Origin of the sequence: Sphaerisporangium viridialbum, assembly GCF_049674955.1 — a bacterium.
GTDB classification, from domain to species: domain Bacteria; phylum Actinomycetota; class Actinomycetes; order Streptosporangiales; family Streptosporangiaceae; genus Sphaerisporangium; species Sphaerisporangium viridialbum.
On the sequence record NZ_CP187232.1, the window covers coordinates 112,439 to 137,048 of the forward strand.

A 24,610-nucleotide genomic window follows, 5' to 3' on the forward strand; every position below is an offset into this window, starting at 1 on the left:
TGCGGCCGGCCCGCGTCAGGCGAGAGGGGGAAGGGAACCGCTGGCGATGTGGGCCAGGGTGATCTCGGTCAGTGTCGTGTTCTCGAACGACCGCAGCGCCGACCAGACGTCGGCCAGCGGCCCGGCGACCCCGGGGAACCGCTCGCTGTGCGAGGGCACGCCCTCGATCACGAGGATGATGTCGGCCAGGGTGATCTCGGTGGCCGGCCTCGCGAGCCAGTAGCCCCCCTCGGGGCCCCGCTGGCTCTCGATCAGCCCCGCGCGCCGCAGCTGGAGCAGGATGTTGTCCAGGAATCTGCGGGGGATGTCCTGGGAGCTGGCGATCCGCTCCGCGGGCACGGGGCCCGGAGGAGCGGCGGCCAGCTCCGCGGCGGCGCGCAGGGCGTACTGTGTCCTGGCGGAGATCCGCATCAGCCCACGCGCTGGTCGAGCCCCCAGCGGCGCCGGAGGGCGTTGTCGGCCGCGCCGAAGCACATGTCCACGACGATGCCGATGACGAGGATCACGATCATCGTGGCCAGCAGGCCGGGGGCGTCGGAGAGCTCCCTCGCGTTGTCGAGCTGCTCGCCGATCGACGTCTGGTGGGCGATGATCACGAGGAGCTCGCCCGCCATCAGCGACCGCCACGCGAACGCCCACCCCTGCTTGAGCCCCGACAGGAACGAGGGCAGCGAGGCGGGCAGGATGACGTGCCGGTAGAGCGCCAGCCGCCGCAGGCCGAGGATGTGCCCCGCCCTGAGCAGGATCGGCGGGGTGTAGTCCACGCCCGCGATCAGCCCGTTGGCGATGGACGGCGCGGCGCCGAGGACGACCACGAAGAGGATCGCGCTCTCGCTCAGCTTGAACAGCAGGATCGCGAGCGGGAACCACGCGATGGACGGCATGGTCTGCAGCCCGGTGATCAGGGAGCCGAACGCCGCCCGCAGGGGACGCACCCGTGACACGGCCGCGCCGACGACCAGCCCGACCAGCACCGCGACCGCGAACCCTGTGACGGCACGGCGCATCGTCACGGCCACGGCCTGGTAGAACTCGGCGTCGCCGAGGCGGGCCCAGAGGTCTCCGAAGACGGCGACGGGACCGGGGAAGACGTACTCGGGGCGCCACCCGCTGAGCACCACCAGCTCCCAGATCACCAGGACCAGCACGATGGCCGAGATCATCGGCCAGGCGCGCGACCAGATCCTCGCGGCGACGCCGCGCTGCTCGCGGTGGGACAGCTCCAGCGCGTCCAGACCAGCGATCTGCTGTGAAATATCAACGCTCATTGTCAACCATCACTTCTCAGCGCCGGCGCCGACGGGCTGCTGCTGCGCCGGACGGGCGTGACGCAGCACCTCCTGGCGGAGCCTGTCGGTGATGCTCGCGGCCAGCTCGGCCACCTCGCCGGAGTCGGTGCGGCGGGGGCGCGGCAGCGTGACGGGGAACTCCTCGATCACCGTGCCGGGCCTGCTGCTCAGCAGCACCACCCGGTCGCCCAGGCGTACGGCCTCGCGCACGTTGTGGGTCACGAACAGGACGGACAGCTCGCGCTCCCGCCAAATGCGCTCCAACTCGTCATGGAGCAGGTCGCGGGTCATCGCGTCCAGCGCGCCGAACGGCTCGTCCATGAGCAGCACGTCGGCGTCCTGGGCCAGAGCCCTGGCGAGCGCGACGCGCTGGCGCATGCCGCCGGACAGCTCGTGCGGGCGCTTGGCGCCGAAGCCACCCAGGTGGACGATCTCCAGCAGTTCCTCCGCCCGGGCGCGGCGTTCCTTCTTCGTCGTGCTCCTGGCCGAGCTCTTCACCCGGAGCGCCAGCTCGATGTTGGCCGAGACCGTGAGCCAGGGGAACAGGGCGGGCTCCTGGAACATCATCGCGATGCGCCCGCCCCTGGTGTCGATCTCGCCCGCCGTGGGCCGGTCGAGCCCGGCGACCAGGTTGAGCATCGTGCTCTTGCCGCAGCCCGAGGCTCCGAGCAGGCAGACGAACTCGCCCTTGTCCACCGACAGCGTCACCCGGTCGAGGGCGAGGAGCTCCCGGCCGTACACCTTGGAAACCGCGTCCAGCCGGACCGCGGGCTCATGCCCGTCGGCCCGGCTGGGGCGCAGCTCCTGAATCGGAGCTGTCACTTCGACTCCTCACCCAGCGGCTCGCCGGCCCGTGACCGGGAGCGCCGCGTCGACTCTTCTGGGGTGTGGTGCTTGCTCACTTGTCGGACACCGCCTGCTGGCCCTTGGCGGCCAGCACCTCGTTGAGGATCGTGAGGTCGTAGATGCCGTTCAGGTCCACCGGGTCGAGCAGGCCGACCTGCTGGGCGTGCTCGGCGCTGGTCACCAGGGAGGAGGCGATCGGGTCGTTGGTGAAGGTGATGTTCTTGAACGCGCTGTCCAGCACCTCGGTCTTGAGGGGCTTGCCGGACAGGTCCTTCAGCTCCGCGTTGATCGCTTCCTTGGCGCCGGCCGGGTCGGACTGGATGTAGGCGTTGGACTCGACGTGCGCCTCGATCAGCTTCTTCACCAGGTCGGGGTGCTCCTTGAGGAACTGCTGCCTGACGATGAGGTGCGTGATCACGAACTGCTTGTTCGGCCAGAGGTCGGCCTCGGTGACGAGGATCTTGCCGCCGCTCTCCTGGATCAGGCGGCTCGCGAAGGGCTCGGGCACCCACGCGCCGTCGATGTCGCCGGTGGCAAAGGTCTGCAGGGTCTGCGAGTTGTCCTGGGGGACGATCGAGACGTCCCCGCCGCCCTTGGTGTCGGTCTTGAGGCCCTGGTCCTTGAGCCAGAAGCGCAGCGCGACGTCCTGCGTGTTGCCGAGCTGCGGCGTCGCGATCTTCTTGCCCTTGAGGTCGGCGGCGCTGTTGATGGTCGGCTTGACGATGAGGTAGACACCGCCCGACGCCGACCCGGCGACGATCTTGATCGCCTGGCCCTTGGACTTCGACCAGGCGTTGATCGCCGGGTTCGGCCCGATGTACGTCGCGTCGATCGCGTCGGAGAAGATCGCCTCGGTCGCGGCGGGGCCCGCGTTGAAGGTGGCGGTCTTCAGCGTCACGTTGCTGCCGAGCGCTTTCGCGAAGAACCCCTTCTTGACCCCGACCAGCGCCGTGGAGTGCGTGATGTTGGGGAAGAAGCCGAGGCGGACCTCGGTCTTGGCCGCGTCGCCGCCGCCGGAGGCGGATGTGCCGCCTCCGCCGCAGGCCGCCGCGAGGGCGGTCACGGCGACCGCGGCCAGTGCTGCCGCCATCCCCCGGAGCCTGCGAACCCTCATGGACTACTCCTTAATTCCTACTTAATAAGTCGGTTAGGTGTATAAGACGATATAGCGCTCTCCCTGTCAAGCCGTGGTGACGATGTGGGCACGCGTTGTTACCGGTTCGTGTCCCGTGGTACGACGCCCCCGCCATTCTTTATGTGGATATATGGCGTTATGTCTGTTTTGGGAGCGTCAGCCGACCGTGATCCGGTACGCGTGGCCGGTGCTCGCCTGGAACATGGCCGTGTCGCCGTCCACGGCGCAGGGCACGTGGGTGCGGCAGCCGCTCAGGAACGCGGGGTTGCGCAGCCGTACCTCGCCGTCGGTGCCGGAGACGACGCGCACTTCGACGACCTCGCCCTCCTGCCAGGTGGCGCCGACCGTGTGGCCGCCCCGGGCGCGCAGGCCGTCGAAGGAGCCGTACGGCCACGCGGACGGCAGCGCGGGGAGCACGTCGATCACGCCCGCGTGGCTCTGCAGGAGCATCTCGGCGATCCCCGCCGTGGTCCCGAGGTTGCCGTCGATCTGGAACGGGGGATGCGTGCTCCACAGGTTGGGCAGGGTGCCGTGCCTGAGCTGCTCGCCGAGCAGGTGGTGCGCCCGGTCGCCGTCGAGCAGGCGGGCCCAGAGATTGATCTTCCAGGCCCTGCTCCAGCCGGGCCCGCCGTCGCCGCGATGGTCGAGCGTGACCCGCGCGGCCTCGCCGTACTCGGTGCACGGACGGATGCGGCGGCCGGGGTGGAGCGCGAAGAGATGGGAGACGTGCCGGTGCGTGTCCTCCGGGTCGTCCCAGTCCTCCCGCCACTCCTGGAGCTGCCCGAACGATCCGATCCGCAGGCCCTCGTCCAGCTCGCCGAGCGCCTTGAGTACCCGGTAGCCCGGATCGACGCCGAGGTAGTCCGCGGCCTCGACGGTGTTCGCCAGCAGGTCCCACACGATCTGCTGCGACACCGCGGCGCCGGCTGAGAACGGCCCGTGCTCGGGCGAGTGGCTGGGGGAGACGACGAGCCCGCGCTCCTCGGTCAGGTAGTCGACCCAGAAGCCGGCCGTCGCACTGAGCAGGGGATACGCGTGGTCGCGCAGGTAGCGGACGTCACCGCTGAACAGGTAGCGCTCGTAGACGTGCTGGGCGAGCCAGGCGCTCGCTTCGGGGAACCAGAAGGACGTCGGCCAGTCGTGCACTCCGGTGAACCCGAACGGGTTGGTGTTCTGGTGGACCACCCAGCCGGACGCGCCGAACATGGTCCTGGCGGTGATCCCGCCTGGAGCGCGCAGCCCGTCGACGAAGCGCAGCAGCGGCGGTACGCACTCGCCCAGCGCGGTGACCTCGGCCGGCCAGTAGTTCATCTGGAGGTTGATGTTGGTGTGCCAGTCGCCGTCCCACGGGGGCGTGGTGCTGTCGTTCCACAGGCCCTGGAGGTTGGCCGGCAGCGGCGAGTCCGACCGGGATGAGGCGATCAGCAGGTAGCGGCCGTAGGCGAACAGCAGCGTTTCGAGCGCCCGGTCACGGGGGCCGCCGTCGCCGTACGCCGCGATCGCCTGGTCCGTCGGCACGGTCTCCTGCGTCGCGGTCGTGAAATATCCGCCTATGTCGAGCTGGACGCGGTCGAAGAGGTCCCGGTGGTCGGCGACATGCTCGGCACGCAGCTCGGCGTAGCTCCGGGCGCACGCGAGGTCGACGCGCGAGGTGACCGTCACGTGCGGGTCGTCTCCGCGATAGCCCGGGTGCGCGGCGGCGTAGTCGGTGCCCGCGGAGAAGACCACGGTCACGGCGTCGGCGCCGCGCACCGCCACCGCCCCGCCCTCGTCCGTGCGGTCGCCGCCCTCGGCCAGCACCCGGACCTGGCCCTCGAAACGGAGCCCGTTGTCTTCGAGCGCCCCCCTGAGCGTCAGGCGTCCTCCCTGCGCGCGCACCGGCGGGCAGACCGGGGCGGTGGCGGCCGGCCGCACCGTGAGGGACACCTGGCCGGGACGGTCGGCGGTGAGCCGTATGACGACCACCTGGGCCGGGTGGCTCGCGAAGTACTCGCGCGTGAAGCGGACCCCGCCCGCCGTGTAGCGCACCGACGCGATGGCCGTCGAGAGGTCGAGCTCGCGGCGGTAGCCGGAGACGTCGGCCGCCGTCCCGATGTCGAGGAGGAGGTCGCCGAAGGGCTGGTAGGCGCCGAAACCGGGGATGTGGCCGTCCATGCCGGCGAGGTTCCCGAGCACCTGGGCCGCCTCGCGGGGGTCCATCCGGCCGTCCTTGGCGATCCGCCGCCTGACCTCGTCCAGAGCGCCCGGGCGGGGGGAGGGCCAGTCGCCGAAGCCGTACCCGTGCTCGGCGTCCTTGGAGCCGGGCCCGCCGGTCCACAGGGTGCTCTCGTTGAGGGCGACGCGCTCGGTTCCGAGGCGTCCGAAGACCATCGCGCCGAGCCTGCCGTTGCCGATCGGCAGTGCCAGCCGTTCCCACGCGTCGTGCTCATCCGACTCGTCCGCGGGACGGTCGTACCACAGGGTCAGCATTTCTCCCCGATCAGCATGATGATCAAACTAAATCTTAACGGGGCGAATCAGAATTAGTTACAAGACGCGTTAAGTGTGGATTGTCCAACTTTGGGCGGGCAGGACGGCGGAACCGCGACACGGGGAGTGTCTCGCGGTTCCGCCGTCGTGCGGGCCGGTCAGCTCACCAGGTGACGGGAAGCTCGACGAAGCCGCCGGTCAGACGGCCGGTGCGGGTGCGCAGCCGGTGGAGGGGCTCGGCCAGCTCCAGCGTCGGGAACCTCTGGAGCAGGCTGCCGAACACCGCGCGCAGTTCGACCCGGGCGAGGTTCGCTCCGATGCAGTGATGCTGGGCGTACCCGAACGCGACATGAGGATCGCCGGCCTCGCGGCCGATGTCGAACACGTCCGGCTCGGCGAAGACGCTCTCGTCGCGGTTCGCCGCCGAGGTCAGGATCAGCACCGCCTCGCCGGCGCGGATCGTCACGTCTCCGGCCTCGATGTCCGCCTTGGCGTACCGCACGAGCCCGTGGTCGGACGGTGCCGCCATGCGCAGGACCTCCTCCACCACGGCGGGCGCGAGGGAGGGGTCGGCGGCCAGCGCGTCGCGCTGGGCCAGGTCGCTGAGCAGGAACACGACGCCGTAGTCGATGCGGTTGACCGTGGTCTCGTGCCCGGCGAACAGCAGGCCGGCTCCGAGGTCCGAGATCTCCTTGTCGTCGGCGTCCATGTTCGCCATGTCGGACAGGACGTCCTCGGCCGGGTGCCTGCGCTTCTCCATCACCAGCCCGTGGATGTAGTCGCTGAGCTCGTCCTTCGCCATGGTGGCCGCCGCCCGGTCGGTCATGTTCGTCATGCCGTCCGCCAGCGCGCGGAACCGGTCGCGGTCCTCGTACGGCACGCCGAGCAGCTCGCAGATGACGAGCACGGGGAGCGGGAAGGAGAAGTGCTCGTGCAGGTCGACCGGCGGCGCCTTTGCGGCCATGCGGTCGAGGAGGTCGTCCACCAGGTCCTGCACGTGGTCGGACAGGGCCTTCATCCGCCGGGCGGAGAACGCGGGGGCGAGGAGCTTGCGCATCCTCTCGTGCTCCTGCTTCTCGGTCGCGTAGTCACCTCTCGGACCGCCGAGGATCACCGAGCTGGAGATCTGCGGCGCCGAGTCGGGATCGGGGTGGGAGCGGCCGAGCCGGTCGTCGGCGAGCATCCGGCGTACGTCTTCGTAACCCGTGACGAGCCAGGCCTCGTCGCCCGCCTGGGTGCGCACCCGGCTGATCGGCGACTGTTCGCGCAGCTCGCGGTATGTCGTTGGCACGTCCAGCTGGTCGCGTCGCGGGAACGGCAGCTGGGGGAGATCGGACACGATGGGCGCCCCTCTCGTCGGTTCGCATCCCCATTCGCCCCCTTTGCGAATGGGGTCATCTCGACCGTCGCACTAGAGGGTCGTTCTCGCAATGCCGATTGTCAAGAATTGTCATGCCGAGCAGTGAGGCGAAGTGAAGAGCTTTACCCGCTTTTATGTGATTTAAGGGTATTTATGCTGGTCACCGGAGGTCACCAGTCCGCCGCGCCCGCGAAGGACGTCGGGGATGGACGGTAGCCGAGCCGCTCCCGCGCGGCCGTGATGTCCAGCGTGCGCTCCACGGCCAGATGGCCCACCGCGTACCGGGTCAGACGGGGCGGTTCGGGGCGTCTCAGCAGGCGGAACGCGGCCTCCACGACGGCCGCAGGGGGCGTCACCAGGGCGGCGGGGAGATAGGCCGGCCGTGCGTCGACCCCCCTCTCCGTGAGGATCCAGCGGAGCGCGTCGTCGAGAACGACCGGCTCGGCGTCGGCGACGTTGAAGACACCCGTGGCGACCGGGCCCTCGGCGGCCAGCAGGCAGGCCTGCGCGAGATTGCTCACGGAGGTCAGGCTGATTCGCTGACGTCCGTCGCCGACCGCCCACAGGCGCCGTCCGCGCACCGCGCCGAGCACCCGGGGAAGCAGCGTCGTGTCACCCCTGCCGTACACGGCGTGCGGCCTGAGTATCACCGCCGTGTCGCGCACCACGTGCTCGGCCAGCGCCTTGGACGCCCCGTAGGCGTTGACGTACCGCCTGGCCGGGCACTGGTCCTCGCGTGCCATCACGGTCGGCCGGAACGGGTCGTACACGCTCGCGGTGCTGACGTGCACGAACCGGGCACCGGGGAAGGCCCGCCGGACCTGCGTCGTACCGCCCAGGTTGACCTCGATGATCTTGCGCTTGGGTCCCCAGTCGGTCACGCTGCCCGCGCAGTGGATCACCGCGTCCACCTCGGGCAGGTCGCCGGGCACCGGCCCGGTGATGTCCCACGAACGGTAGGACACGGCACGCCGGCCGTCAGTACCCACGAGGCCGTCAGTGCCGTCAGGCGCGACAGGGGTGTAGAGGCCGGTTCCCGGGCGGCGGCCGAAGGCGTGCACCTGCCAGCCCCGCGCCGCCGCAGCGCGGCACACCGCGCCCCCGACGAACCCGGACGCGCCCGTCACCGCCACCCTCATCGCGAAGCCCTCAATCGCGAAGCCCTCATGGCTAGGGCACGCGTCACGAAGACACTCATCGCGACGTCCCCATCGCGGCGAGGGTGGCGCGGAGACGCGCGCGGTCGAGCTTGTCCGTACGGCCGCCGCGCGGGAACGTCTCGACGACCTCGATCCGGTCGGGAAGCGCGCCCACGTCCACGATCCGCGGAAGGCTCCTGCGCAGCCGTGCCAGATCGAAGCCCTGGTCGGCGAGCACGGCCAGCACGACCTCCTCGTCGCCGGTCTCCGCGTCGGGGATGCCGATGACGGCGGCCTCGGCCACACCGGGAAGCGCGGCCACGGCCGGTTCGTACAGCCCGGGGTAGATGTTCACCCCGTCCCGAAGGATCATGTCCTTCTTGCGGCCCAGCAGGACCAGGCGGCCGTGCTCGTCCAGGCGGGCGAGGTCTCCCGTGGCGACCTCCGCCAGCGGCGGCTCGCCGAGGTACCCCCGGGCGAGCTGGGGCCCCGAGACGAACAGCTCGCCGTCGTCGCCGATGCGGACGGTCACGCCGGGCAGCGGTGCGCCCAGCAGGTCCCCTTCCTGGACGGCCAGTTTCTCCTCCGCCGAGGCGAGGGCGATCGGCAGGGCCTCGGTCATCGCGTACACGGACCAGATCTCGGCCCGGGGCGCGGCGGCGCGTGCCCGTCGCAGGACGGCGGGTGGGGAGGGGGCCGTACCCAGGAGGAGACATCGCAGCGTGTCCGGGAGCGTGGGCGTCTCACGGAGGATCGTGTCCAGTCTTACGGGCACGCAGAAGGCGTGGGTGGCCTCGCGCGCGGCCAGCTCCTCGGCGAACGGGCGGGATCCGGGCAGTGACCAGGTGGCGCCCGCCATCAGGGCCGGGAGGCCCAGCATGAGCTGGTCGGTGTGGACGACGTCGCCCGGAGACAGCGGGATCGCCCCGCGGAGCAGGGCCGAGCCTTCGGCCAGCGATCCACGGGTGTGGACGACCCCGCGCGGCCGTCCGGTCGTTCCCGAGGTGAACGCGACCACGGCCGGCTGGGCCGTCCTCGCGCCTTCCCCGGCCTTCCCTGTGACCGGCGGACGCCCGCGGGCCTTCCCGGCGGGTCCGGAGAGAGGCGTCCCCTGGTCCGGCGACGCCGGGGTCCCCCCAGGTCGCAGGGTGCGCAGCCGTACGGCTCCCCGGGGGACGCCCGGCAGCCAGGGACCCGCGTACAGGTGGCGCACCGGACGGCCGGGCAGCGGATCGCGCAGGTGCGGGAGGACCAGGCCGCGACGCCGGGCCACCGCGCGCAGCGGCCCGCTCAGGGCGTAGACCAGCGAGTCGGCGACCACCCAGGCGGGCTCCGTCAGGGCGATCCGGGCGGCGGCGACGTCGGGCGCGAGGCCGGGATCGGCGAGGACGAGCATCCCTCCGGCGGCGACGGCCCCGAGGGCCAGCGTGACGGCGTCGGGGCCGGGCCGTACCGCGAAGAGCACTCCGTCGCCCGGCCGCAGGCCCGTCATGGCTCCCGCGACGGCCTCGACGCGGCGGCGCAGCTCCCCGTACGTCAGCTCCCGGCCGCGCCCGTCGATGACCGCGACGCGTCGCGGCTCGCGCTCGGCGGCGTCCAGGACCCCGGTGATGACGTCACCCATCCGCTTCCGAACCCTTCCGCGCTTTTGATCCCTCTCCGGCCCGGGTCGGATCGCGCCGTGCTCCGGAAGTTATCCACAGGTGTGCATAAGTGGGGATGAGAACTCCTCGGGCCGCGCTGCGCCGTACGACGCGGACGTCATGGGACAGCACGACCCCGGCCACGGCGCGGATCTCGGCCAGCGCCAACGGGTACCCGATGCAGAAGTGCGGTCCGGCGCCGAACCACAGCCGCCGCAGCTCGGGAGGGTGCTTCGCGGAAAGGTCGAAGGGGCCGTACGCACGGGCGCAGTTGTGCGTCGCGATCACGATGCGGTCGCCCGGACGCACGGCCACCCCGCCGACGCGCGCCGGGGCGGCCACCGAGCGCAGCATCACCGGGGTAGGGGTGGTGACCCGCATGGCCTCCTCGATCGCCCGGTCCAGCTCGCCGGTGCCCTCCACCCGCGGCCCGGTGCCGTGCAGCAGCGCGACGACGGGGCCCTCGACCCGCGACCCGGTGTCGTGCAGCAGCGCGACCAGCCTCGGGACGAACGTGGCCACCGTCTCGGTGCCGGTCAGGAAGAACGCCCCCGCCGCCCCGCGCGCCTCGGCGGCGGACAGCCCGAGCGCCCGCATGCGGCCCATGACCGTGGACTCGTCACCTCTCTCGTACGCCGCCACGGCGATGTCGCCGATCCGGTCGAGGACCTGGCGGGCGGCCGCGATCTGCCGCTCGGAGAGCCGGCGGGAGCGCAGCGACACCATGGACACGATGCGCTCGCCGTCGGCGAACAGCGACCTGGCGTTTTCGGGGGCCACCTCGCCCATGCCGATCAACCGGCAGATCACCGCGCCCGCCATCAGCCGCATCTCGTCCACGAGGTCGACCGTCTCGCCGCGCGCCAGCCGTGCCGAGAGGCCGGCCAGCGGGGCCTCCAGCACGCCGGACACCAGCGAGGCGACCTGTGCCGGGGTGAACAGGGGCGCCAGCTTGCGCCGCAGCGCTGCGTGGGCCTCGCCTTCCATGTTGAGCAGCACGGACGGCCCGAGCACGGGGGTCCAGAGGTCGCCGGGCGAGCCGGGGCCGTCCTTGCGGAAGCGCTCGTCCATGAGTACCTCGCGGGCGGTGGCGGCGTCGTTGACCACCACTCCGACGCCGGGCACCCGTACGACCGGGCCGAGCCGGGCGAGCAGCCGCATCAGCGGGTACACGACCGGATGGGCGGCCAGGTAGAGCCGGGTCTCGTGGCGCGCGGTCATCGGACGTCGACGACGTCGGGACGGTAGTGATGGTCGGCGTACCAGGCCAGCGTGCCCGCCAGCCCGTACGCGCGTAGCCGACGCACCGAGCCGTAGACGACCACGTCCCGGCGCGAGCCGTACGCCGGGGTCAGCTTGCGCACCCGGTTGACCAGGGCGCGGTCCTCGTGGACCTCCTCGATCGCCGTGCGCGGGAACCCGCCCGCCCGCTCGTACAGCGCGGAGGTGATCCCGACGGTGGCACCGGGCATCATGACGTACGGCCCGAGGTAGGCGGGGTCGCGGTTGCCCGGCCTGAAGCGCCCGAACGCCGCCGCGACGCCGACGACGAACGGGATGAGCCGGCGCTCCCACATCTTGAGCCGGAACTCGTCCGTACGCGGGCGGAGCCGGCCGCCGACCATCTCAAGGCCGTCGCCGAAGCCCCGCTTCATTCCCCGCACCCAGTCGCGGCGTGGCACGCAGTCGGCGTCCGTCCTGGCGAGGTGGGTGGCCCCGCGGGCGATGGCATGCCGCATCCCGGTGTCGGAGGCGGCGCCCGTGCCCTTGCGCGCCTCCTGGACGACCTCGATCTTCATGGGCGACGACGTCGCGTAGGACCGCACGACGTCGGCGGTGCCGTCCGTGCTCATGTTGTCGACGACCACCAGCGTGAAGCCGGGGTCGTCCTGCGCGTCCAGGGCGCGCAGCGTCGCCTCGATGCCCCTGGCCTCGTTGTAGGCGGGGACGATCACCCACAGGTCCATGCCGGCGCCCGTCACAGGTCCGCGAACAGCACGCCGAGGCTGATGCCGCCACCCAGGCCGAGCAGGGCGACCCGGTCGCCGGGCCCGGCGCCTCCGGCGACCAGTTGGAGGGGAAGGGTCGCCGAGGCGCAGTTGCCGTGCTCGGGCAGCGTCACGACCAGGCGGTCCTCGGGGATGCCGAGGATCCGCGTCAGCGCCTCAAGGTAGGGCAGGGCCACCTGGTGCACGGCCACGAGCGCGAAGTCGTCCCAGGTCAGGCGGGTGCGCTTGAGGGCGTCCAGGAAGATGTCCGGACCGATCAGCTCGAAGGCCTCCCTCAGCCGCCGCCCGTCGCCGCGGAAGTAGGAGTACTCGGGGTCGCGCGGGTGGGCGGAGCCGCCGCCGGGGAGGGTGCCGATCGCCCATGCCGTGGAATCCGCCGAGAAGTCGCGATAGAAGATGCCACGTTCCAGGTCGGCGGTGACCAGCACCGCGGCCCCCGCGTCCGAGAGCGTGTAGCCCGCGAAGGCGTCCACGAACTGCGCGCGGTCGGCCACCCGCCAGCGGACGGCGCGGGACGGCACCTCGCCCGTGCAGACCAGCACCTTGCGGTGGCCGCCGGTGCGCACGAGCGCCTCGGCGACCTGGATGCCGTTGAGCAGGCTGTTGCAGGCATTCTTGACGTCGAACACCGGGCACGACACGCCCAGCTTCGCGGCGACGATGTGCGCGGTCGCGGGCTCGACCATGTCCTGCGACGCGGACGCGAAGATGAGCAGGTCGGCGTCGCCGTGGTCCAGCTTCCGCGCGGCCGCCACCGCGAGGTCGGAGGCCTGCTGGTCGTCCGCCGCGACATGTCGTCGCGCGATGCCCGTCATGCGCTCGATGACGCCGTGGTAGGGGACGTAGCCCTCGATCCGCGCCTCCACCTCGCCACTGGTCAGAGTGCGTTCGGGCAAGTACGTCGCGACGCCCGAGATACGGGCCTTCATCGCGCCCCTCCGTTTATGTAAAAGAATCTCCCCCGCAGTCGGCAATATACCGAAATCTGTTTCGCCATTCCTCGAATTCCAGGCGGGCCCTTGCCGTTGCCGTGGGGGCATGCTTCAGTGATCTCGGCTTTTCGGCGGTTCTAACTGCCTAAATCATGAAAAATCAAGCGCGAGGCGATGGAGACAGATGGCCAAGGCCGAGCGTCCAGGAGGACATCTGTGACCGAACCACCCGCTGAGCAGGTCTCCGGCGTCCGGCGGAGACCTGTGCTGGTCCGTGCGTTGACGGGCTCTCCCGGCGCGTTGCTTCTCGGCGCCACGGCGGTCACGGGATCGCTGACCCTGTACGCCTTCAGCGCGCCCGGCGGTTACTTCCTGGAGATGGTGGCCGCGATGGCGGCCACCTATGTGCTCGGGATCGTCTGGATTCCCCGCTTCGTGGTCGCGGCGCTGCGGCGGGACGGCCGGCCGGGGCTCCGCCGGCACTGGGCCAGGTGGATCGCGGTGCCGATCGCCGGGGCGCTGGTCGCGGGTCTTGTCGTGCTCGACATGCCGTTCCGGGCCCGGTTCGCGTTCTCCGAGCCGCATTTCACGCGGCTCGCCCAGGCGGTGGCTTCGGGAACGGAGCCCGGGCTGCGGGATTCGAGGTGGGTCGGGCTGTTCCCGGTCGACAACGTGCAGCGTTTGGGGGGAGGAATCCTGTTCGACATCGAGGGCACCGGCTTCCTCGACGGTTACGGGATCGCCTGGAGTCCCAAAGGCGAGCCCGGGCCGGGCGAGGACGGCTACGACCGCGTCCGGTACGAGCACCTCGAAGGGCCCTGGTACACGTTCATGGAGCCGTGGTGAGCCGCATGAAGATCTTCCGCGCGCCGGGATTCTGGGTGACCCTCACGGTGCCGCTCGTCTTCGTGATCCCGCTGGTGCCCTTGAAGGCGGGGTTGCTGGTGCTGCCGCTGGTGACGATGACCGCCGCCGTCGTCGCCGCGTACGGCGCACTGGCTCGCGACGCGGCGACGGTGGAGGCGGACGCGGCGGAGGATGCTAGCTCGCCGGGATGAGGTCGAGGCTCACGGCGAGGATGACGACGGCGCCGAGGATCACCCGGTAGACGATGAACGGTGTGAAGCGGTGCGTGCTGATGTACCGCAGGAACCAGGCGATGGCCGCGTACCCGACGGCGAACGACACGATGGTGGCGAGAATCGTCGGTCCCCAGTCGGGCGCCTGGTCGTCGCCGATCTTGAACAGCTCCAGCACGCCCGACATCAGCACGGCCGGGATGGCCAGCAGGAAGGAGTACTCCGCGGCCTCCTCGCGCCGGTAGCCGAGCAGGAGGCCGGCGCCGGTCGTACCGCCGGACCGGGAGACGCCGGGGATGAGGGCCAGCGCCTGGGCCAGGCCGTACGTCAGGGCGTGCGGCAGGTTGAGGTTCTTGTTCAGGGTCAGCTCGTTGCGGGCCATGCGGTCGGCGAGGGCGAGCAGCAGGCCGAAGACGATCAGGCAGGCGCCGATCAGGCGCAGGTCGCGCACGGTCGTCTCGATCTGGTCCTTGAACGCGAGGCCGAGCACGCCGATGGGGATGCTGCCCGCGATGACGTACCACCCCATGCGCGCGGCCGGCTCCTGCCGCAGGCCGGGGGTCCACAGCGAGCGCGTCCAGGTGGAGACGATGTCCCAGATGCGCTTGCGGAAGTAGATCAGGACGGCGGTCTCGGTGCCCAGCTGGATGACGGCGGTGAAGGCGGCACCCGGGTCCCTCCAGCCGAAGAAGGCGGAGACCACTCTGATGTGCGCGCTGGAGGAGACGGGCAGGAACTCCGTCAGCCCTTGCACCAGACCGAGCACGAACGCCTCGAACCAGCCGATCAATGAACGCACCTTCCGGGGGAGGGCCGCGTGGGCGCGGTGCGACCAGGCCGCGCGGCCGCGTTGGCGGGGACCAGGCGAGGCTAGCCGAAATCGGGCATCACGGTACTAGGCCGAACGGCCGATCCGTCATCAGAGGCACACGGGGAGATCCCCGCATCGGACGGGAAGGGCTGATGCCCACGGCGGAGGGCTCAGGCGGGGGTCAGGGAGCCGGTCAGCTCACGGGCCAGCTCGTGCATGCCGCACTGGCGGACGCCGTCGATCATCATGCGGAGGTCTCTGGTGACCCGGGTGGAGTGCACGCCTTCGGCCAGCATGACCGCGCGCCGCGCCTGCTCGGTGCCGGTGTCGCGGTCGCCTTCGCGGATGCGGAGCACCGCGAGGCGGGTGAGGCAGCGCAGCCCGGTGCGGGTGCGGCTCTCGCCGAGCCTGTCGAGGGCCGAGGCCAGCCGCTCGCGCGCTCGCTCGTCGTCGCCGAGCTGGAACAGCGCCAGCCCCAGCGCGCTGTCGTGGTGGCCGGGGGAGACCGTGATGTGGCGTGCCCAGTCGGGTGCCACCGCCGGCTCCTCGCGAGCCAGCGCCTCCTCGGCCAGGCCGATGTGCCGCAGCCCGCCCGGCCGGTCGCCCGCCGCGGCGCAGTGGCGGGCGGCCACGGCGTGGACGTTGGCGCGCTCGGCGCTGGAGATGCGCTCGTCCCCGAGCGCGAGGCGGAGGATCTCGACGCCGTCGCGCGGCCTGCCCATGTCGGCGAAGGCGACGGACAGATCGAGCATGGTGTGCGCCCGCAGGTCGCGGTCGGCGCCGCGCGCCGCCGAGTCGAGCGCGAAGGTGAGGAGCCTCGCCGCCCGCTCCATCTGGCCCTGGTCGTACGTCGCCCAGCCCACGCGGTCGGCGAGCAGCCCGATGGCCGAACAGAGCCGCTCGCGCGTGGGCTCGGACATGGGGCGGTCTTGTAACTTCACCGCCCACTCGAGGGATCCGCGGGCCATCGCGATCGCCGCGGTGCCCCCGCGGGCGAGGTCCATGCGCATGTAGAGGTCGGCGGCGGCCTCGACGGCCTGCACCTCGGGTAACCCCACCTGGGCCGGAGCCTCGGTGCCAAGACCTTCGAGCAGACGGGTCAAGGGCTCACCCGTGGCGACCCCCACGGACGCCGCCGCGATGACTGAGAGTAGGCCTCGCCGCTTCATGTCATCGACGGTACCCACTTCGGGGGGGCGGACATCGGGCATTCCCGTTGCGGCAAAAGGAACAGTGACCGTGCCTAAGGCGATCTCGTAATGCCGTATTAACGTGGGGGTGACCTCGCGGTCACCCCGCTCGACCCGGCTGAGGTGACCTGCGGAAACCCCCGATATCAGCGCGAGCTGCCCCAAGCTGAGGCCCGCACGCTGGCGGGCGGCGCGCAGATCCTCGCCGATGGTCATGGTCACTCCACGTGTTGCGGCAATGACGGTGCGGCACCATGGCAACGGTGACACCGAGTCATCGGCCCTTCACACTGACCGTAGCGCGGAAGTAACTCGCGCAGACCGATGACGCCATAACTGGCTGACCCAAAAGGGCGTTTGACGTGCCTTGTGGGTCTTTTGAGATTCGGAAACCGAGGTCCGGTCAGTGCGCGAGCCCACAGCCTTTCCCGTCAGCCGGTATGCCGGCCCACTTCCGCCGTTATCCGGGCACCGTCAGCAGGAGGCACGATGAACCCCGCTCAGCTGGACGCGTCCGGGTGGATGGTCTTCCGGTCGGACACCGGCCGCTTCTGGGCCACCCGGCTGCGGTTCGACGACGAGGTCGAGGCCGCGGGAGTGTGGCGGACGGTGGACGCCGACGACGAGACCACCCTCGCCGAGCTGATCGCCGAGCAGGAGCAGCGCGCCCGGTCGGCGTCCTGAGGATCCTTCCCCGCGGACGCCGACGGCTTCGAGCGGAGTCAGACGTCGACGCGGGTCTCGGGGTGGCCGGTGAGCTCCCAGTGGGTGTGGTAGACGCCCTGGCGGTCGACCCTGCGGTAGGTGTGGGCGCCGAAGTAGTCGCGTTGCGCCTGGATCAGGGCCGCGGGGAGCCGCTCGGCGCGCAGCGCGTCGTAGTACGCGAGCGAGCTGGAGAAGCCGGGGGCGGGGATGCCCCGCCTGATAGCGGCGACGACCACGTCGCGCCACCCGTCCTGGGCCTGCCCCATCTCGGCCGCGAAGTGGACGTCGGACAGCAGCGTGGGGGCGTTCGGGTCCGCCTCGTAGGCCGCGCGGATGCGGTCGAGGAAGCGGGCCCGGATGATGCAGCCGCCACGCCAGATGGTGGCCATCGCGCCGAGGTCGATGTTCCAGCCGTACTCCGCGCTGCCAGCCTGGATCTCGTTGAAGCCCTGCGCGTAGGCGACGACCTTCGAGGCGTACAGCGCCTGCTCCACGTCGTCGGCGAAGGAGGACTCCAGGCCGCCGCCGGTGGGACCGGGCAGGATGCGCGCCGCCTTCCGCATTTCGACGTGGCCGGAGAGGGAACGGGCGAAGACCGCCTCGGCGATGCCGGTGACCGGCACTCCGAGGTCGAGGGCCGCCTGCACGGTCCACCGGCCGGTGCCCTTCTGCTCCGCCTGGTCGAGCACCACGTCGACGAACGGCTTGCCCGTGGTGGGGTCCATGTGCGAGAGCACCTCGGCGGTGATCTCGATGAGGTACGACTCCAGCCGTCCCCTGTTCCAGGTGCGGAACGCCTCCGCGATCTCGGCGGGCGACATGCGCACGCCCTTGCGGAGCAGGTCGTAGGCCTCGGCGATGAGCTGCATGTCGGCGTACTCGATGCCGTTGTGCACCATTTTCACGAAATGTCCGGCGCCGTCGGGGCCGACGTACGTGCAGCACGGCACGCCGTCCACCTTGGCCGCGATGTCCTCCAGGATCGGGCCCAGCGACTTGTACGCCTCGCGCGAGCCGCCGGGCATGATGCTCGGGCCTTCGAGCGCGCCCTGCTCGCCACCCGAGATGCCGACCCCGACGAAGTGGATGCCGAGCTCCTTGAGCGCCTTCTCGCGGCGCCGGGTGTCGGCGAAGTGGGCGTTGCCGCCGTCGACCATGATGTCGCCGGGTTCGAGCAGGGGCGCGAACTCCTCGATCACCGCGTCGGTCGACTGGCCCGCCTTCACCATGATCACCATCTTGCGCGGCCGTGCCAGCGAGGCCACGAAGGCCTCGGGCGTCTCCGCCGGGATGAAGTCGCCCTCGTTGCCGAACTCCTCGATCAGCGCCTTGGTCTTCGCGTTCGTCCGGTTGTGCACGGCGACCGGGTATCCGTGCCTGGCGAAGTTGCGCGCGAGATTGCGGCCCATGACCCCGAGCCCCGTTACGCCGATGACCGCCTGCTGTGCCATGTCCGATCACTCTCCTTCTGATCTAGCAATACGCCGTGGATGGCCGCCGGGTTCGATGGACGGCGGGACGAGCACGCTGCGGTGTGGCAACGTCGCTCTCGTGGCCTCGCCGGCTCACGCGGCCATCCGGCCGCGTCAGTTCTGGAGGAGCCGGCCGATCGGTGTCTCGTCCACGTGGTACAGAAGGTCCCGGCAGTCCTTGTACACGGCCTCGGCTCCCGCCTCCAGAAGGGATCCGGTGTCGATGCCGCCCGACCGGAGGGCGACGCATCCGACCTTCGCCGCGCGGGCGGCCAGCGCGTCCCACACGCTGTCACCCACCATGATCGCATTATTGGGGGGCAGGCCCGACTTGTCGAGCGCCTGGCGTACCGGCTCGGGGTGGGGCTTGGACTTGTCGACGTCGCCCGAGTGCACGAGGGCCGAGACGGCGTCCTGCCCTCCGGTGATGCCTATCAGGCGCTCGGCCTCGTCCTTCGGGGCGCTGGTCGCGACCACCACGAGCAGGCCGCGATCGGAGAGTGCCTGCAGCAGCTCGCCCGCCCCCGGCACCGGCCGCACCTCGTCGATGCGCGGCTTGTACAGCTCCGCGTGCGTGTCGGAGATCGCCTGGGCCTCCTCGTCCGACACGTCGGGGAGCAGGTAGTCGATCAGGTCCCGATCGGCCCGGCCGATGGCTCCATGGATGTCCACCATGAGGACGTCGCGGCCCTGCCGCCTGAAGCCCTCCCACCACGCGGTCACGTGCAGATAGTTCGTGTCGACCAGGGTGCCGTCTATATCGAAGATCACTCCGCGTCGCATAGTTCACCGTCCCTGTGATGCCCGGACACTCGCCCCGTTCCCCCATGCCGCTCTGGGGATCCCGCCGATCCGCCGGCGGGATCACCCCACAACAGAGAGCAAGTGACACATGTCCGGATCCGTACCCCGGCGGGGACGGATGCAACAAGCATCCCCAGCCGGTGGAAAAGCGATGGCGAGCGGTGTCACTCGGCGGAGCAGGAGTCCTGCGTCGCGTCGATGCCCTTGAGCTCCTCCTCGGAGACGGGGGCGGCCTTCAGGCCCTTCCAGTCGTCGCCGATCACGAGCAGCAGCCTGGTCGTCGTGACGTTCTTGACCGGGGCGTTGCGCGAGACCACGAGGTCGCCGGCCAGCGTCGGCACCCGGCTCTGCCCGTCAGGGGCGTACCCGATCGTCGTCTTGGGGTACGGCTTGCGCTTCGTGTCGCCGACCTTCACGACGGTGTAGCCGCGCTGCTCCAGGGCGGCGGCGACCTGGGTGCCGAGGCCGCCGCGGGTGGTGCCGTTCTGCACCGAGATCTCGATCTTGGACTTCGCCACCTTGCCCTGGCGGCCCGTCTTGATGTGCGAGCCCTGGATCTTCGTGTCGGTCGCCACGAGCTGGAAGAGCCTCTTGGCCTGCGGCTGCACCCACTCGACCCGTCCGGGCTGGGTGAGGGAGTAGCGCCACGGCGTGGTGACGAAGCGGATGTCCCCGGCGGCCAGGCTCTGCGCGCTCGTCGCCAGGTCCGTCATGACGCCCACGGTGAGCCCGGGGTCGGTCGTGATGGACTTGGTGGCCGCGTCGAGGAAGCTGAACAGCTTGGCGGGGTCTCTCAGTGTGGCCCCGCTCATCGCCTTCTTGATCATCGAGGCGATGAACATCTGCTGACGCTGGATGCGGCCGATGTCCGAGCCGTCGCCGAGGCTGTAGCGGGCGCGGACGTACCCGAGCGCCTGCTCGCCCTTGACGGTCTGCTTGCCGGCGGGCAGTCGCAGCATCGCCTTCTTGTCGTCGATCGCCTTCGGCACGCAGATGTCGACGCCGCCGAGGGCGTTCACCATGCTCTTGAAGCCGGTGAAGTCCACCTTGGCGTAGTGGTCGATGTGGATGCCGGTGAGCGACTCGATCGTCTTGTAGGTGCAGCTGATGCCGCCGAAGTTGAACGACTCGTTGATCATGCCGACGTGGGCGCGCTGTCCCGGCAGGCCGTTCTTGGGCGCGCAGCTGGGCAGCTGGACCAGCGAGTCACGCGGGAAGCTGATGAGCAGGGCGTTGTCGTGGTTGGGGGACACGTGGGCCAGGATGATCGTGTCGGTGCGCTCGCCGACCTCCCTGTGGCCGTACTTCACGTTGGCGCCCGCGCGCGTGTCGGAGCCCACGATCAGGACGTTCAGGGCCTTGCTCAGCTTGGCCGGGCGCGTGCCCAGGTCCTTGGTGTCGAGGTCGATGTGCTTGATGTTGCCGCTCAGCTTGGTGTACGCGCCGACCAGCGTTGCGCCACCCGCCACGGAAACGCCCGTGACCGCCGCGACCAGGCACCACAGCCACGCGATCCAGGGCCGCTTCGCCCTGACGGGCGGTCTGCCCGCGGACTCGTCCACGGGCTGGTCAGGGCGCACATCGACAAGCCCGCCGTTCATTGTCCCCACGGAATGGCCAGGGCTGGTGGCCCTAGGCCACGCGCCGACTTCCAGGCACCGGATCCACGCGCCCGGCGAACCGCGAGCCAGTCTAGCGATGCCGGTGATATTTGTGGCCCCCTGTCGCGGTATTCGCAGGAAGTCATCATTTTTCCTATTGCATCGCGCGTATCAGCGGTAAGTCGGCTCGCCGGCCGCGCGGGCGAGGCGGCGCCCCACCCGCTGGGCCGGTTTCTCGACATAGCGGTAGCTCAGCGCCGCGCAGGCGATCACGGTCGCGAAGAAGACGGCCTCCCAGGCCAGCCGCGTCGCGAGCGGGATCCCCGAGGGATCGTTGGTCACCCTCCTGATGACCTGCAGGACCAGGGGGTGCAGGAGGTAGATGGAGTAGCTCGCCAGGCCGAGCCACACCAGCACGGGCGAGACGGCGCGGTGGCGAAGGGCGAGCCCGGCGGCGAAGGTCAGCCAGGCCGCGACGACGGCGGCCGACCAGCTCCACTTGAACGCCTGCTGCCCGGCCTCCGACATGCCCCACCCCGGCCCGAGCCACACCGCCGCCGCGACCGACAGGACGGGCACGAGGCCGAGCAGCCAGCGCGAATGCGCCCACACGGCGGGTGAGCGCTCGATGCGGTAGATGGCGGTCCCGCCGAACATCGTCGCCAGGATGATGAGGCTCTGCCACGCGCCCACCCTGCTGTTGAGGGTGAGGAGCACCAGGGCGAGGACCGCGATGACCGCGGCCCCGTGGAGCCGTACGTCGCGCTTCGCGCTGAGGACGGCGGCGATCCCGCCGAGGAGCACGACGGCCGCGATCCCCACCACGCTTCCCCCCATGGCGTGGGTCAGCCACCCGGCCGGTACGAGCGCGCCGGCGACCAGCGCGCAAACGGCGAACGTCAGCGAGGTCCCCGTGCTCGCCCGGTGCACGCCGAACACGAACATCGCGGTGACCAGGAGGTAGAACGCCATCTCGTAGGAGAGGGTCCAGAAGACGTTGACGACGCTGGGCATCTGGAGCAGGTCCTGCAGCATCGTCACGTGCGCCAGCGTGGCGCTCCACGGCTGCCCGGAGGTCTGCGCCGGGAGGGTGGAGTAGACGCCGACGAGGCCGAAGACGGTGCCGATCACCGCCGCCAGCGCCCACAGCGGGTAGAGGCGGAAGAACCGGGTGATCCAGAAACCGCGCACGCTGCCGCGCCGTTCCAGCGAGACCGGGATGACATAGCCGCTGACCAGGAAGAACACCAGCACGCCGTACTGCCCGAAGTCGAACCACGGGCTGATCGAGCCGCGGATCTCCGGTAGCAGGGGGTCCAGCGAGTGCTCGAAGACGACGATCAGCGCCGCGACCCCACGCAGAGCGTCCAGCCACGATTGTCGGCCGCCTTGCGACGACGGTGACGAGGCCGGTGAGGGTGACGAGCGGGTCGCAACATGCATTTGTCCAGTGCTGCCCCGGATGTCCGTGCCCTTAACCACCGAGTCACGGTATTAGTCGAATCTGGATGAAAGATGACAATTGCCGCACTGGACGCTGAAGGGATCTAGCTCGTGGACTCCTGGCTGGCGTGGTGGAGGAGGCCCGTGAGGACGTCGTCCAGGGTGACGACCCCGGCCACCGCGCCGCCGTCGTCCACGATCGCGGCGAGCTGGGCGCGCCGCTTGCGCATGGTCGCGAGCACGTCGGCCAGGGTGGCCTTGCGGTGGACGTGCGGCAGGGCGCGGGCGGGTAAGGGCTCGTGCGCCGCGTGCCCGTTGAGGGCGTCGAGGACGTGGAGGTAACCGGACAGCTCGCCCGGGCCGTCACCGCGTACGGGGAAGCGCGAGTGGCCGTAGCGCCCGGCGTTCTCCTGCAGCTCGGCCGCGCGGGTCGTGGCGGGCAGGCTGACGACCTCGCCGATCGGCACCATGACCGACTCCACGGGACGGGCGTGCAGGGCGAGGGTCGCGATCATGCGGTCGTGCTCGTCCTGTTCCAGCAGCCGGTGCCTGCGCGACTCCTGGATGAGGGCGGGCATCTCGTCCGAGGTGTAGACCGAGCGGATCTCCTCGGTCGGCGGGATCCGCAGCACCCACAGGACGGCCGCGGCGATCGCGTTGATCCCGACGAGCAGCGGGCGGGTGGCGCGGGCGGCGAAGCGCAGGGGCGGCACGAGCCACAGCGCGGCCTGGTCGGGGCTGGAGAGGGACAGGTTCTTCGGCACCATCTCGCCGATGATCACGTGCGCGGACACGACGAGGAACAGGGCGAAGGCGAAGGCGGTCGGATGGACCAGGCCCTCGGGGAGGCCGAGGGCCGAGAACAGCGGCTCCAGGGCGTGGGCGATGACCGGCTCGCCGACGGCTCCGAGCGCGAGCGAGGCGAGGGTCACGCCGAGCTGCGCCGCGGCGAGCATCAGGGGGACGGCGTCCATGGCCGCGAGCACCGCCCTGGCCTTTCGGGAGCCCTCCTTGGCCAGCGGCTCGATCTGCGTGCGGCGGGCGGAGATCAGCGCGAACTCCGCGCCGACGAAGAACCCGTTCACCGCGAGCAGGAGCACGATGGCGAGGAAGTCCAGCAGGCTCATCTGCTCCTCCGGGGCGCGGACGGATCATCGGTGGAGGTCAAGGCGTCTGCTCCTCGCCGTTCGGTGCGGTGAGCGTGATGAGCTCGATCCGGTGGCGGCGCATGGCGTCGACCCTGAGGGTCCAGCCGTCCACGACCACGCTGTCCCCGGCGTCGGGTATGCGGCCGAGACGGCTGATCAGCAATCCGGCGAGGGTCTCGTACGGCCCCTCGGGCATCTGGAAGCCGGTGCGCTCCTCGGCCTCGTGGGCGCGCAGGAGCGCGGGCACGACCACGGACGCGCCGGCGGCGAGGAGCGCCGGCTCCGGCTCGGCCGAGCCCTCCTCGGGCAGGTCGTACTCGTCGGCGATGTCGCCGATCAGCTCCTCGGCCAGGTCCTCCACGGTGATGATGCCGGCGAAGCCGCCGTACTCGTCAACGACGACCGCCATCTCCTCCCTGGCGGCGAACAGGCGCTCCTGCAGGGTCGCGAGGTCGAGCGACTCGGGGACCAGGACGGGCGGACGCCGGATCTTCTCCACCCGGGTCTCCCCGCGCTCGGCCTCGGGCACCGCGAAGGCGTCCACCACGGAGGCGACGCCCACGATGTCGTCCAGCTCGCCGCCCGAGACGGGGAGCCGCAGGTGGCGCTCCCGCCTGGCCAGGGTGAGGAACTCGGCGACGGTGTTCCCGTCGGTCACGGTGACGCAGTCCATGCGGGGGGTCATCGCCTCGGCGGCGGTCATGTCGCCGAACCGCAGCGCGCGGCGCAGCATGGCCGCGGTGCCGGTCGGAAGGGTGCCGGCCTCGGCCGACAGGCTCATCAGCAGGCTCAGCTCGTCGGGGGACCTGGCGGAGGCCAGCTCGTCCTGCGGCTCGGCCCCGAGCGCCCGGACGATGGCGTTCGCGGTCGCGTTTGAGGCCTTGATCAGCGGTGAGAACACCGCGGAGAAGATCCGCTGAGGGGGCGTGGAGAGCCGGGCGACGGCCATCGGGCGCGACAGGGCGGCGTTCTTGGGGACCAGCTCGCCGAGCACCATCTGGCTCACCGTGGCGATGAGGAGGCCCAGCATCGCGGACACACTCTCTGTGGCCCCGTCCGGCAGGGCCGGGATCCGCTCGACGGCAGGGCGGAGCAGTCCGGCGATGGCGGGCTCGGCCATGACGCCGAGCAGGAGCGAGGTGATCGTGATGCCGAGCTGTGCCCCAGAGAGCTGGAACGACAGCCGCCGGATTGCCGCCTGGATGCCCTGGGCCCCGCGGTCGCCGGCGGAGGCCAGCCGCTGTACCTCGCTTCGCTCGACCGTGACCAGGGAGAACTCGGCCGCGACGAAGACGCCGTTCGCGATGACCAGGGCCAGCGCGCCCAGCAGAAAGACCAGATCGACGATCACGGTGTCGTCCTTCCGCGAAGCCCGCTATCTCAGTAGATCAGATCGTGCGACTTGTTCGGTTCTCCGCCGGAACCGTATCGGCCTGGCCCTTCCTGGGGGAATGCCGCTCCAGATACCCCTGAGACGACCGTCGAACCCCCGCCGGTGTCCAGGGCCACTTGACGCGCCAGGTACTGTAGGGGGG

The 24,610-nt window shown here is 70.7% G+C and carries 22 protein-coding genes and 1 pseudogene; 3 read left to right on the top strand and 20 right to left on the bottom strand.

Annotated features, from left to right (window positions below):
• Positions 1-15: 15 nt before the first annotated feature.
• From ACOZ38_RS00570 to ACOZ38_RS00620, 11 genes are all read right to left on the bottom strand, one after another.
• On the bottom strand, positions 16-411 hold the full coding sequence (locus tag ACOZ38_RS00570; RefSeq protein WP_405142981.1) for an RrF2 family transcriptional regulator: 396 nt from the start codon (positions 409-411) through the stop codon (positions 16-18).
• Positions 411-1,268 (bottom strand): ABC transporter permease, encoded by an 858-nt coding sequence (locus tag ACOZ38_RS00575; RefSeq protein ID WP_424527883.1) that lies wholly within the window; start codon positions 1,266-1,268, stop codon positions 411-413. The genes ACOZ38_RS00570 and ACOZ38_RS00575 overlap by 1 nt, the downstream gene beginning before the upstream one ends.
• 9 nt (positions 1,269-1,277) lie before the next feature.
• Positions 1,278-2,111, bottom strand: a complete 834-nt coding sequence (locus ACOZ38_RS00580) for an ABC transporter ATP-binding protein (RefSeq protein ID WP_424527885.1) — start codon at positions 2,109-2,111, stop codon at positions 1,278-1,280.
• Between the two features lie 76 nt (positions 2,112-2,187).
• A complete protein-coding gene (locus ACOZ38_RS00585; RefSeq protein ID WP_424527887.1) occupies positions 2,188-3,249 on the bottom strand; it encodes an ABC transporter substrate-binding protein in 1,062 nt (353 codons plus the stop codon).
• A 177-nt stretch (positions 3,250-3,426) separates the two neighbouring features.
• Entirely contained in the window at positions 3,427-5,739 is a 2,313-nt protein-coding gene (locus ACOZ38_RS00590) for a glycoside hydrolase family 95 protein (RefSeq protein WP_424527889.1), read from the bottom strand.
• A gap of 163 nt (positions 5,740-5,902) precedes the next feature.
• Positions 5,903-7,078: a cytochrome P450 gene (locus ACOZ38_RS00595; protein WP_424527891.1), complete on the bottom strand. Its 1,176-nt coding sequence runs from the start codon at positions 7,076-7,078 to the stop codon at positions 5,903-5,905.
• A 191-nt stretch (positions 7,079-7,269) separates the two neighbouring features.
• Positions 7,270-8,238 carry an NAD-dependent epimerase/dehydratase family protein gene (locus ACOZ38_RS00600; RefSeq protein ID WP_424527893.1) on the bottom strand — a complete coding sequence of 323 codons (969 nt, stop codon included), beginning with the start codon at positions 8,236-8,238 and terminating at the stop codon, positions 7,270-7,272.
• Positions 8,239-8,293: 55 nt separating this feature from the next.
• Positions 8,294-9,862 (bottom strand): AMP-binding protein, encoded by a 1,569-nt coding sequence (locus ACOZ38_RS00605; RefSeq protein ID WP_424527895.1) that lies wholly within the window; start codon positions 9,860-9,862, stop codon positions 8,294-8,296.
• A complete protein-coding gene (locus ACOZ38_RS00610; RefSeq protein ID WP_424527897.1) occupies positions 9,855-11,102 on the bottom strand; it encodes a cytochrome P450 in 1,248 nt (415 codons plus the stop codon). The genes ACOZ38_RS00605 and ACOZ38_RS00610 overlap by 8 nt, the downstream gene beginning before the upstream one ends.
• Positions 11,099-11,848: a glycosyltransferase gene (locus ACOZ38_RS00615; protein ID WP_424527899.1), complete on the bottom strand. Its 750-nt coding sequence runs from the start codon at positions 11,846-11,848 to the stop codon at positions 11,099-11,101. The genes ACOZ38_RS00610 and ACOZ38_RS00615 overlap by 4 nt, the downstream gene beginning before the upstream one ends.
• An 11-nt stretch (positions 11,849-11,859) precedes the next feature.
• Positions 11,860-12,819 (bottom strand): 3-oxoacyl-ACP synthase III family protein, encoded by a 960-nt coding sequence (locus ACOZ38_RS00620; protein WP_405142994.1) that lies wholly within the window; start codon positions 12,817-12,819, stop codon positions 11,860-11,862.
• A gap of 219 nt (positions 12,820-13,038) precedes the next feature.
• On the opposite strand from ACOZ38_RS00620, the gene ACOZ38_RS00625 reads away from it, so the two are divergent.
• Together ACOZ38_RS00625 and ACOZ38_RS00630 are read left to right on the top strand one after the other, a co-directional pair.
• A complete protein-coding gene (locus ACOZ38_RS00625; RefSeq protein ID WP_424527901.1) occupies positions 13,039-13,668 on the top strand; it encodes a hypothetical protein in 630 nt (209 codons plus the stop codon).
• Positions 13,665-13,880 carry a hypothetical protein gene (locus tag ACOZ38_RS00630; protein WP_424527903.1) on the top strand — a complete coding sequence of 72 codons (216 nt, stop codon included), beginning with the start codon at positions 13,665-13,667 and terminating at the stop codon, positions 13,878-13,880. The genes ACOZ38_RS00625 and ACOZ38_RS00630 overlap by 4 nt, the downstream gene beginning before the upstream one ends.
• Here ACOZ38_RS00630 and ACOZ38_RS00635 read toward each other — a convergent pair.
• The 3 genes and pseudogenes from ACOZ38_RS00635 to ACOZ38_RS00645 form a co-directional block, all read right to left on the bottom strand.
• Entirely contained in the window at positions 13,864-14,700 is an 837-nt protein-coding gene (locus ACOZ38_RS00635; protein WP_424527905.1) for an undecaprenyl-diphosphate phosphatase, read from the bottom strand. The genes ACOZ38_RS00630 and ACOZ38_RS00635 overlap by 17 nt on opposite strands.
• 182 nt (positions 14,701-14,882) lie before the next feature.
• The gene (locus ACOZ38_RS00640; RefSeq protein WP_405152260.1) at positions 14,883-15,881 is read right to left on the bottom strand and encodes a hypothetical protein; all 999 of its coding nucleotides are present in this window, start codon (positions 15,879-15,881) and stop codon (positions 14,883-14,885) included.
• Positions 15,882-15,965: 84 nt separating this feature from the next.
• A pseudogene (locus ACOZ38_RS00645) lies at positions 15,966-16,118 on the bottom strand (helix-turn-helix domain-containing protein); the annotation flags it as partial.
• Between the two features lie 273 nt (positions 16,119-16,391).
• Here ACOZ38_RS00645 and ACOZ38_RS00650 point away from each other — a divergent pair.
• On the top strand, positions 16,392-16,586 hold the full coding sequence (locus tag ACOZ38_RS00650) for a hypothetical protein (protein WP_424527907.1): 195 nt from the start codon (positions 16,392-16,394) through the stop codon (positions 16,584-16,586).
• 38 nt (positions 16,587-16,624) lie between these two features.
• Here the strand turns inward: ACOZ38_RS00650 and gndA are convergent, their stop codons facing one another.
• The 6 genes from gndA to ACOZ38_RS00680 all read right to left on the bottom strand — a co-directional run bounded on the left by gndA (position 16,625) and on the right by ACOZ38_RS00680 (position 24,426).
• Complete coding sequence (gndA, locus tag ACOZ38_RS00655) at positions 16,625-18,058, bottom strand: NADP-dependent phosphogluconate dehydrogenase (RefSeq protein ID WP_424527909.1); 1,434 nt, start codon at positions 18,056-18,058, stop codon at positions 16,625-16,627.
• Between the two features lie 135 nt (positions 18,059-18,193).
• Complete coding sequence (locus tag ACOZ38_RS00660; protein ID WP_424527911.1) at positions 18,194-18,862, bottom strand: HAD family hydrolase; 669 nt, start codon at positions 18,860-18,862, stop codon at positions 18,194-18,196.
• 185 nt (positions 18,863-19,047) lie between these two features.
• A complete protein-coding gene (locus tag ACOZ38_RS00665; RefSeq protein WP_424527913.1) occupies positions 19,048-20,484 on the bottom strand; it encodes an LCP family protein in 1,437 nt (478 codons plus the stop codon).
• 171 nt (positions 20,485-20,655) lie between these two features.
• Positions 20,656-21,927 (bottom strand): acyltransferase family protein, encoded by a 1,272-nt coding sequence (locus ACOZ38_RS00670; protein ID WP_424527915.1) that lies wholly within the window; start codon positions 21,925-21,927, stop codon positions 20,656-20,658.
• Between the two features lie 104 nt (positions 21,928-22,031).
• Positions 22,032-23,054: a hemolysin family protein gene (locus ACOZ38_RS00675; RefSeq protein ID WP_424527917.1), complete on the bottom strand. Its 1,023-nt coding sequence runs from the start codon at positions 23,052-23,054 to the stop codon at positions 22,032-22,034.
• Positions 23,055-23,091: 37 nt separating this feature from the next.
• Positions 23,092-24,426, bottom strand: a complete 1,335-nt coding sequence (locus tag ACOZ38_RS00680; RefSeq protein ID WP_405143005.1) for a hemolysin family protein — start codon at positions 24,424-24,426, stop codon at positions 23,092-23,094.
• Between the last annotated feature and the right edge of the window lie 184 nt (positions 24,427-24,610).

What these genes read in the sequence shown, in the direction of transcription:
- ACOZ38_RS00570 (WP_405142981.1), bottom strand. Translation starts at nt 411, where the DNA reads ATGCGGATCTCCGCCAGGACACAGTACGCCCTGCGCGCCGCCGCGGAG.
- ACOZ38_RS00575 (WP_424527883.1), bottom strand. Translation starts at nt 1,268, where the DNA reads ATGAGCGTTGATATTTCACAGCAGATCGCTGGTCTGGACGCGCTGGAG.
- ACOZ38_RS00585 (WP_424527887.1), bottom strand. Translation starts at nt 3,249, where the DNA reads ATGAGGGTTCGCAGGCTCCGGGGGATGGCGGCAGCACTGGCCGCGGTC.
- ACOZ38_RS00590 (WP_424527889.1), bottom strand. Translation starts at nt 5,739, where the DNA reads ATGCTGACCCTGTGGTACGACCGTCCCGCGGACGAGTCGGATGAGCAC.
- ACOZ38_RS00600 (WP_424527893.1), bottom strand. Translation starts at nt 8,238, where the DNA reads ATGAGGGTGGCGGTGACGGGCGCGTCCGGGTTCGTCGGGGGCGCGGTG.
- ACOZ38_RS00605 (WP_424527895.1), bottom strand. Translation starts at nt 9,862, where the DNA reads ATGGGTGACGTCATCACCGGGGTCCTGGACGCCGCCGAGCGCGAGCCG.
- ACOZ38_RS00610 (WP_424527897.1), bottom strand. Translation starts at nt 11,102, where the DNA reads ATGACCGCGCGCCACGAGACCCGGCTCTACCTGGCCGCCCATCCGGTC.
- ACOZ38_RS00615 (WP_424527899.1), bottom strand. Translation starts at nt 11,848, where the DNA reads ATGGACCTGTGGGTGATCGTCCCCGCCTACAACGAGGCCAGGGGCATC.
- ACOZ38_RS00620 (WP_405142994.1), bottom strand. Translation starts at nt 12,819, where the DNA reads ATGAAGGCCCGTATCTCGGGCGTCGCGACGTACTTGCCCGAACGCACT.
- ACOZ38_RS00640 (WP_405152260.1), bottom strand. Translation starts at nt 15,881, where the DNA reads ATGAAGCGGCGAGGCCTACTCTCAGTCATCGCGGCGGCGTCCGTGGGG.
- ACOZ38_RS00650 (WP_424527907.1), top strand. Translation starts at nt 16,392, where the DNA reads ATGAACCCCGCTCAGCTGGACGCGTCCGGGTGGATGGTCTTCCGGTCG.
- gndA (WP_424527909.1), bottom strand. Translation starts at nt 18,058, where the DNA reads ATGGCACAGCAGGCGGTCATCGGCGTAACGGGGCTCGGGGTCATGGGC.
- ACOZ38_RS00660 (WP_424527911.1), bottom strand. Translation starts at nt 18,862, where the DNA reads ATGCGACGCGGAGTGATCTTCGATATAGACGGCACCCTGGTCGACACG.
- ACOZ38_RS00665 (WP_424527913.1), bottom strand. Translation starts at nt 20,484, where the DNA reads ATGAACGGCGGGCTTGTCGATGTGCGCCCTGACCAGCCCGTGGACGAG.
- ACOZ38_RS00670 (WP_424527915.1), bottom strand. Translation starts at nt 21,927, where the DNA reads ATGCATGTTGCGACCCGCTCGTCACCCTCACCGGCCTCGTCACCGTCG.
- ACOZ38_RS00675 (WP_424527917.1), bottom strand. Translation starts at nt 23,054, where the DNA reads ATGAGCCTGCTGGACTTCCTCGCCATCGTGCTCCTGCTCGCGGTGAAC.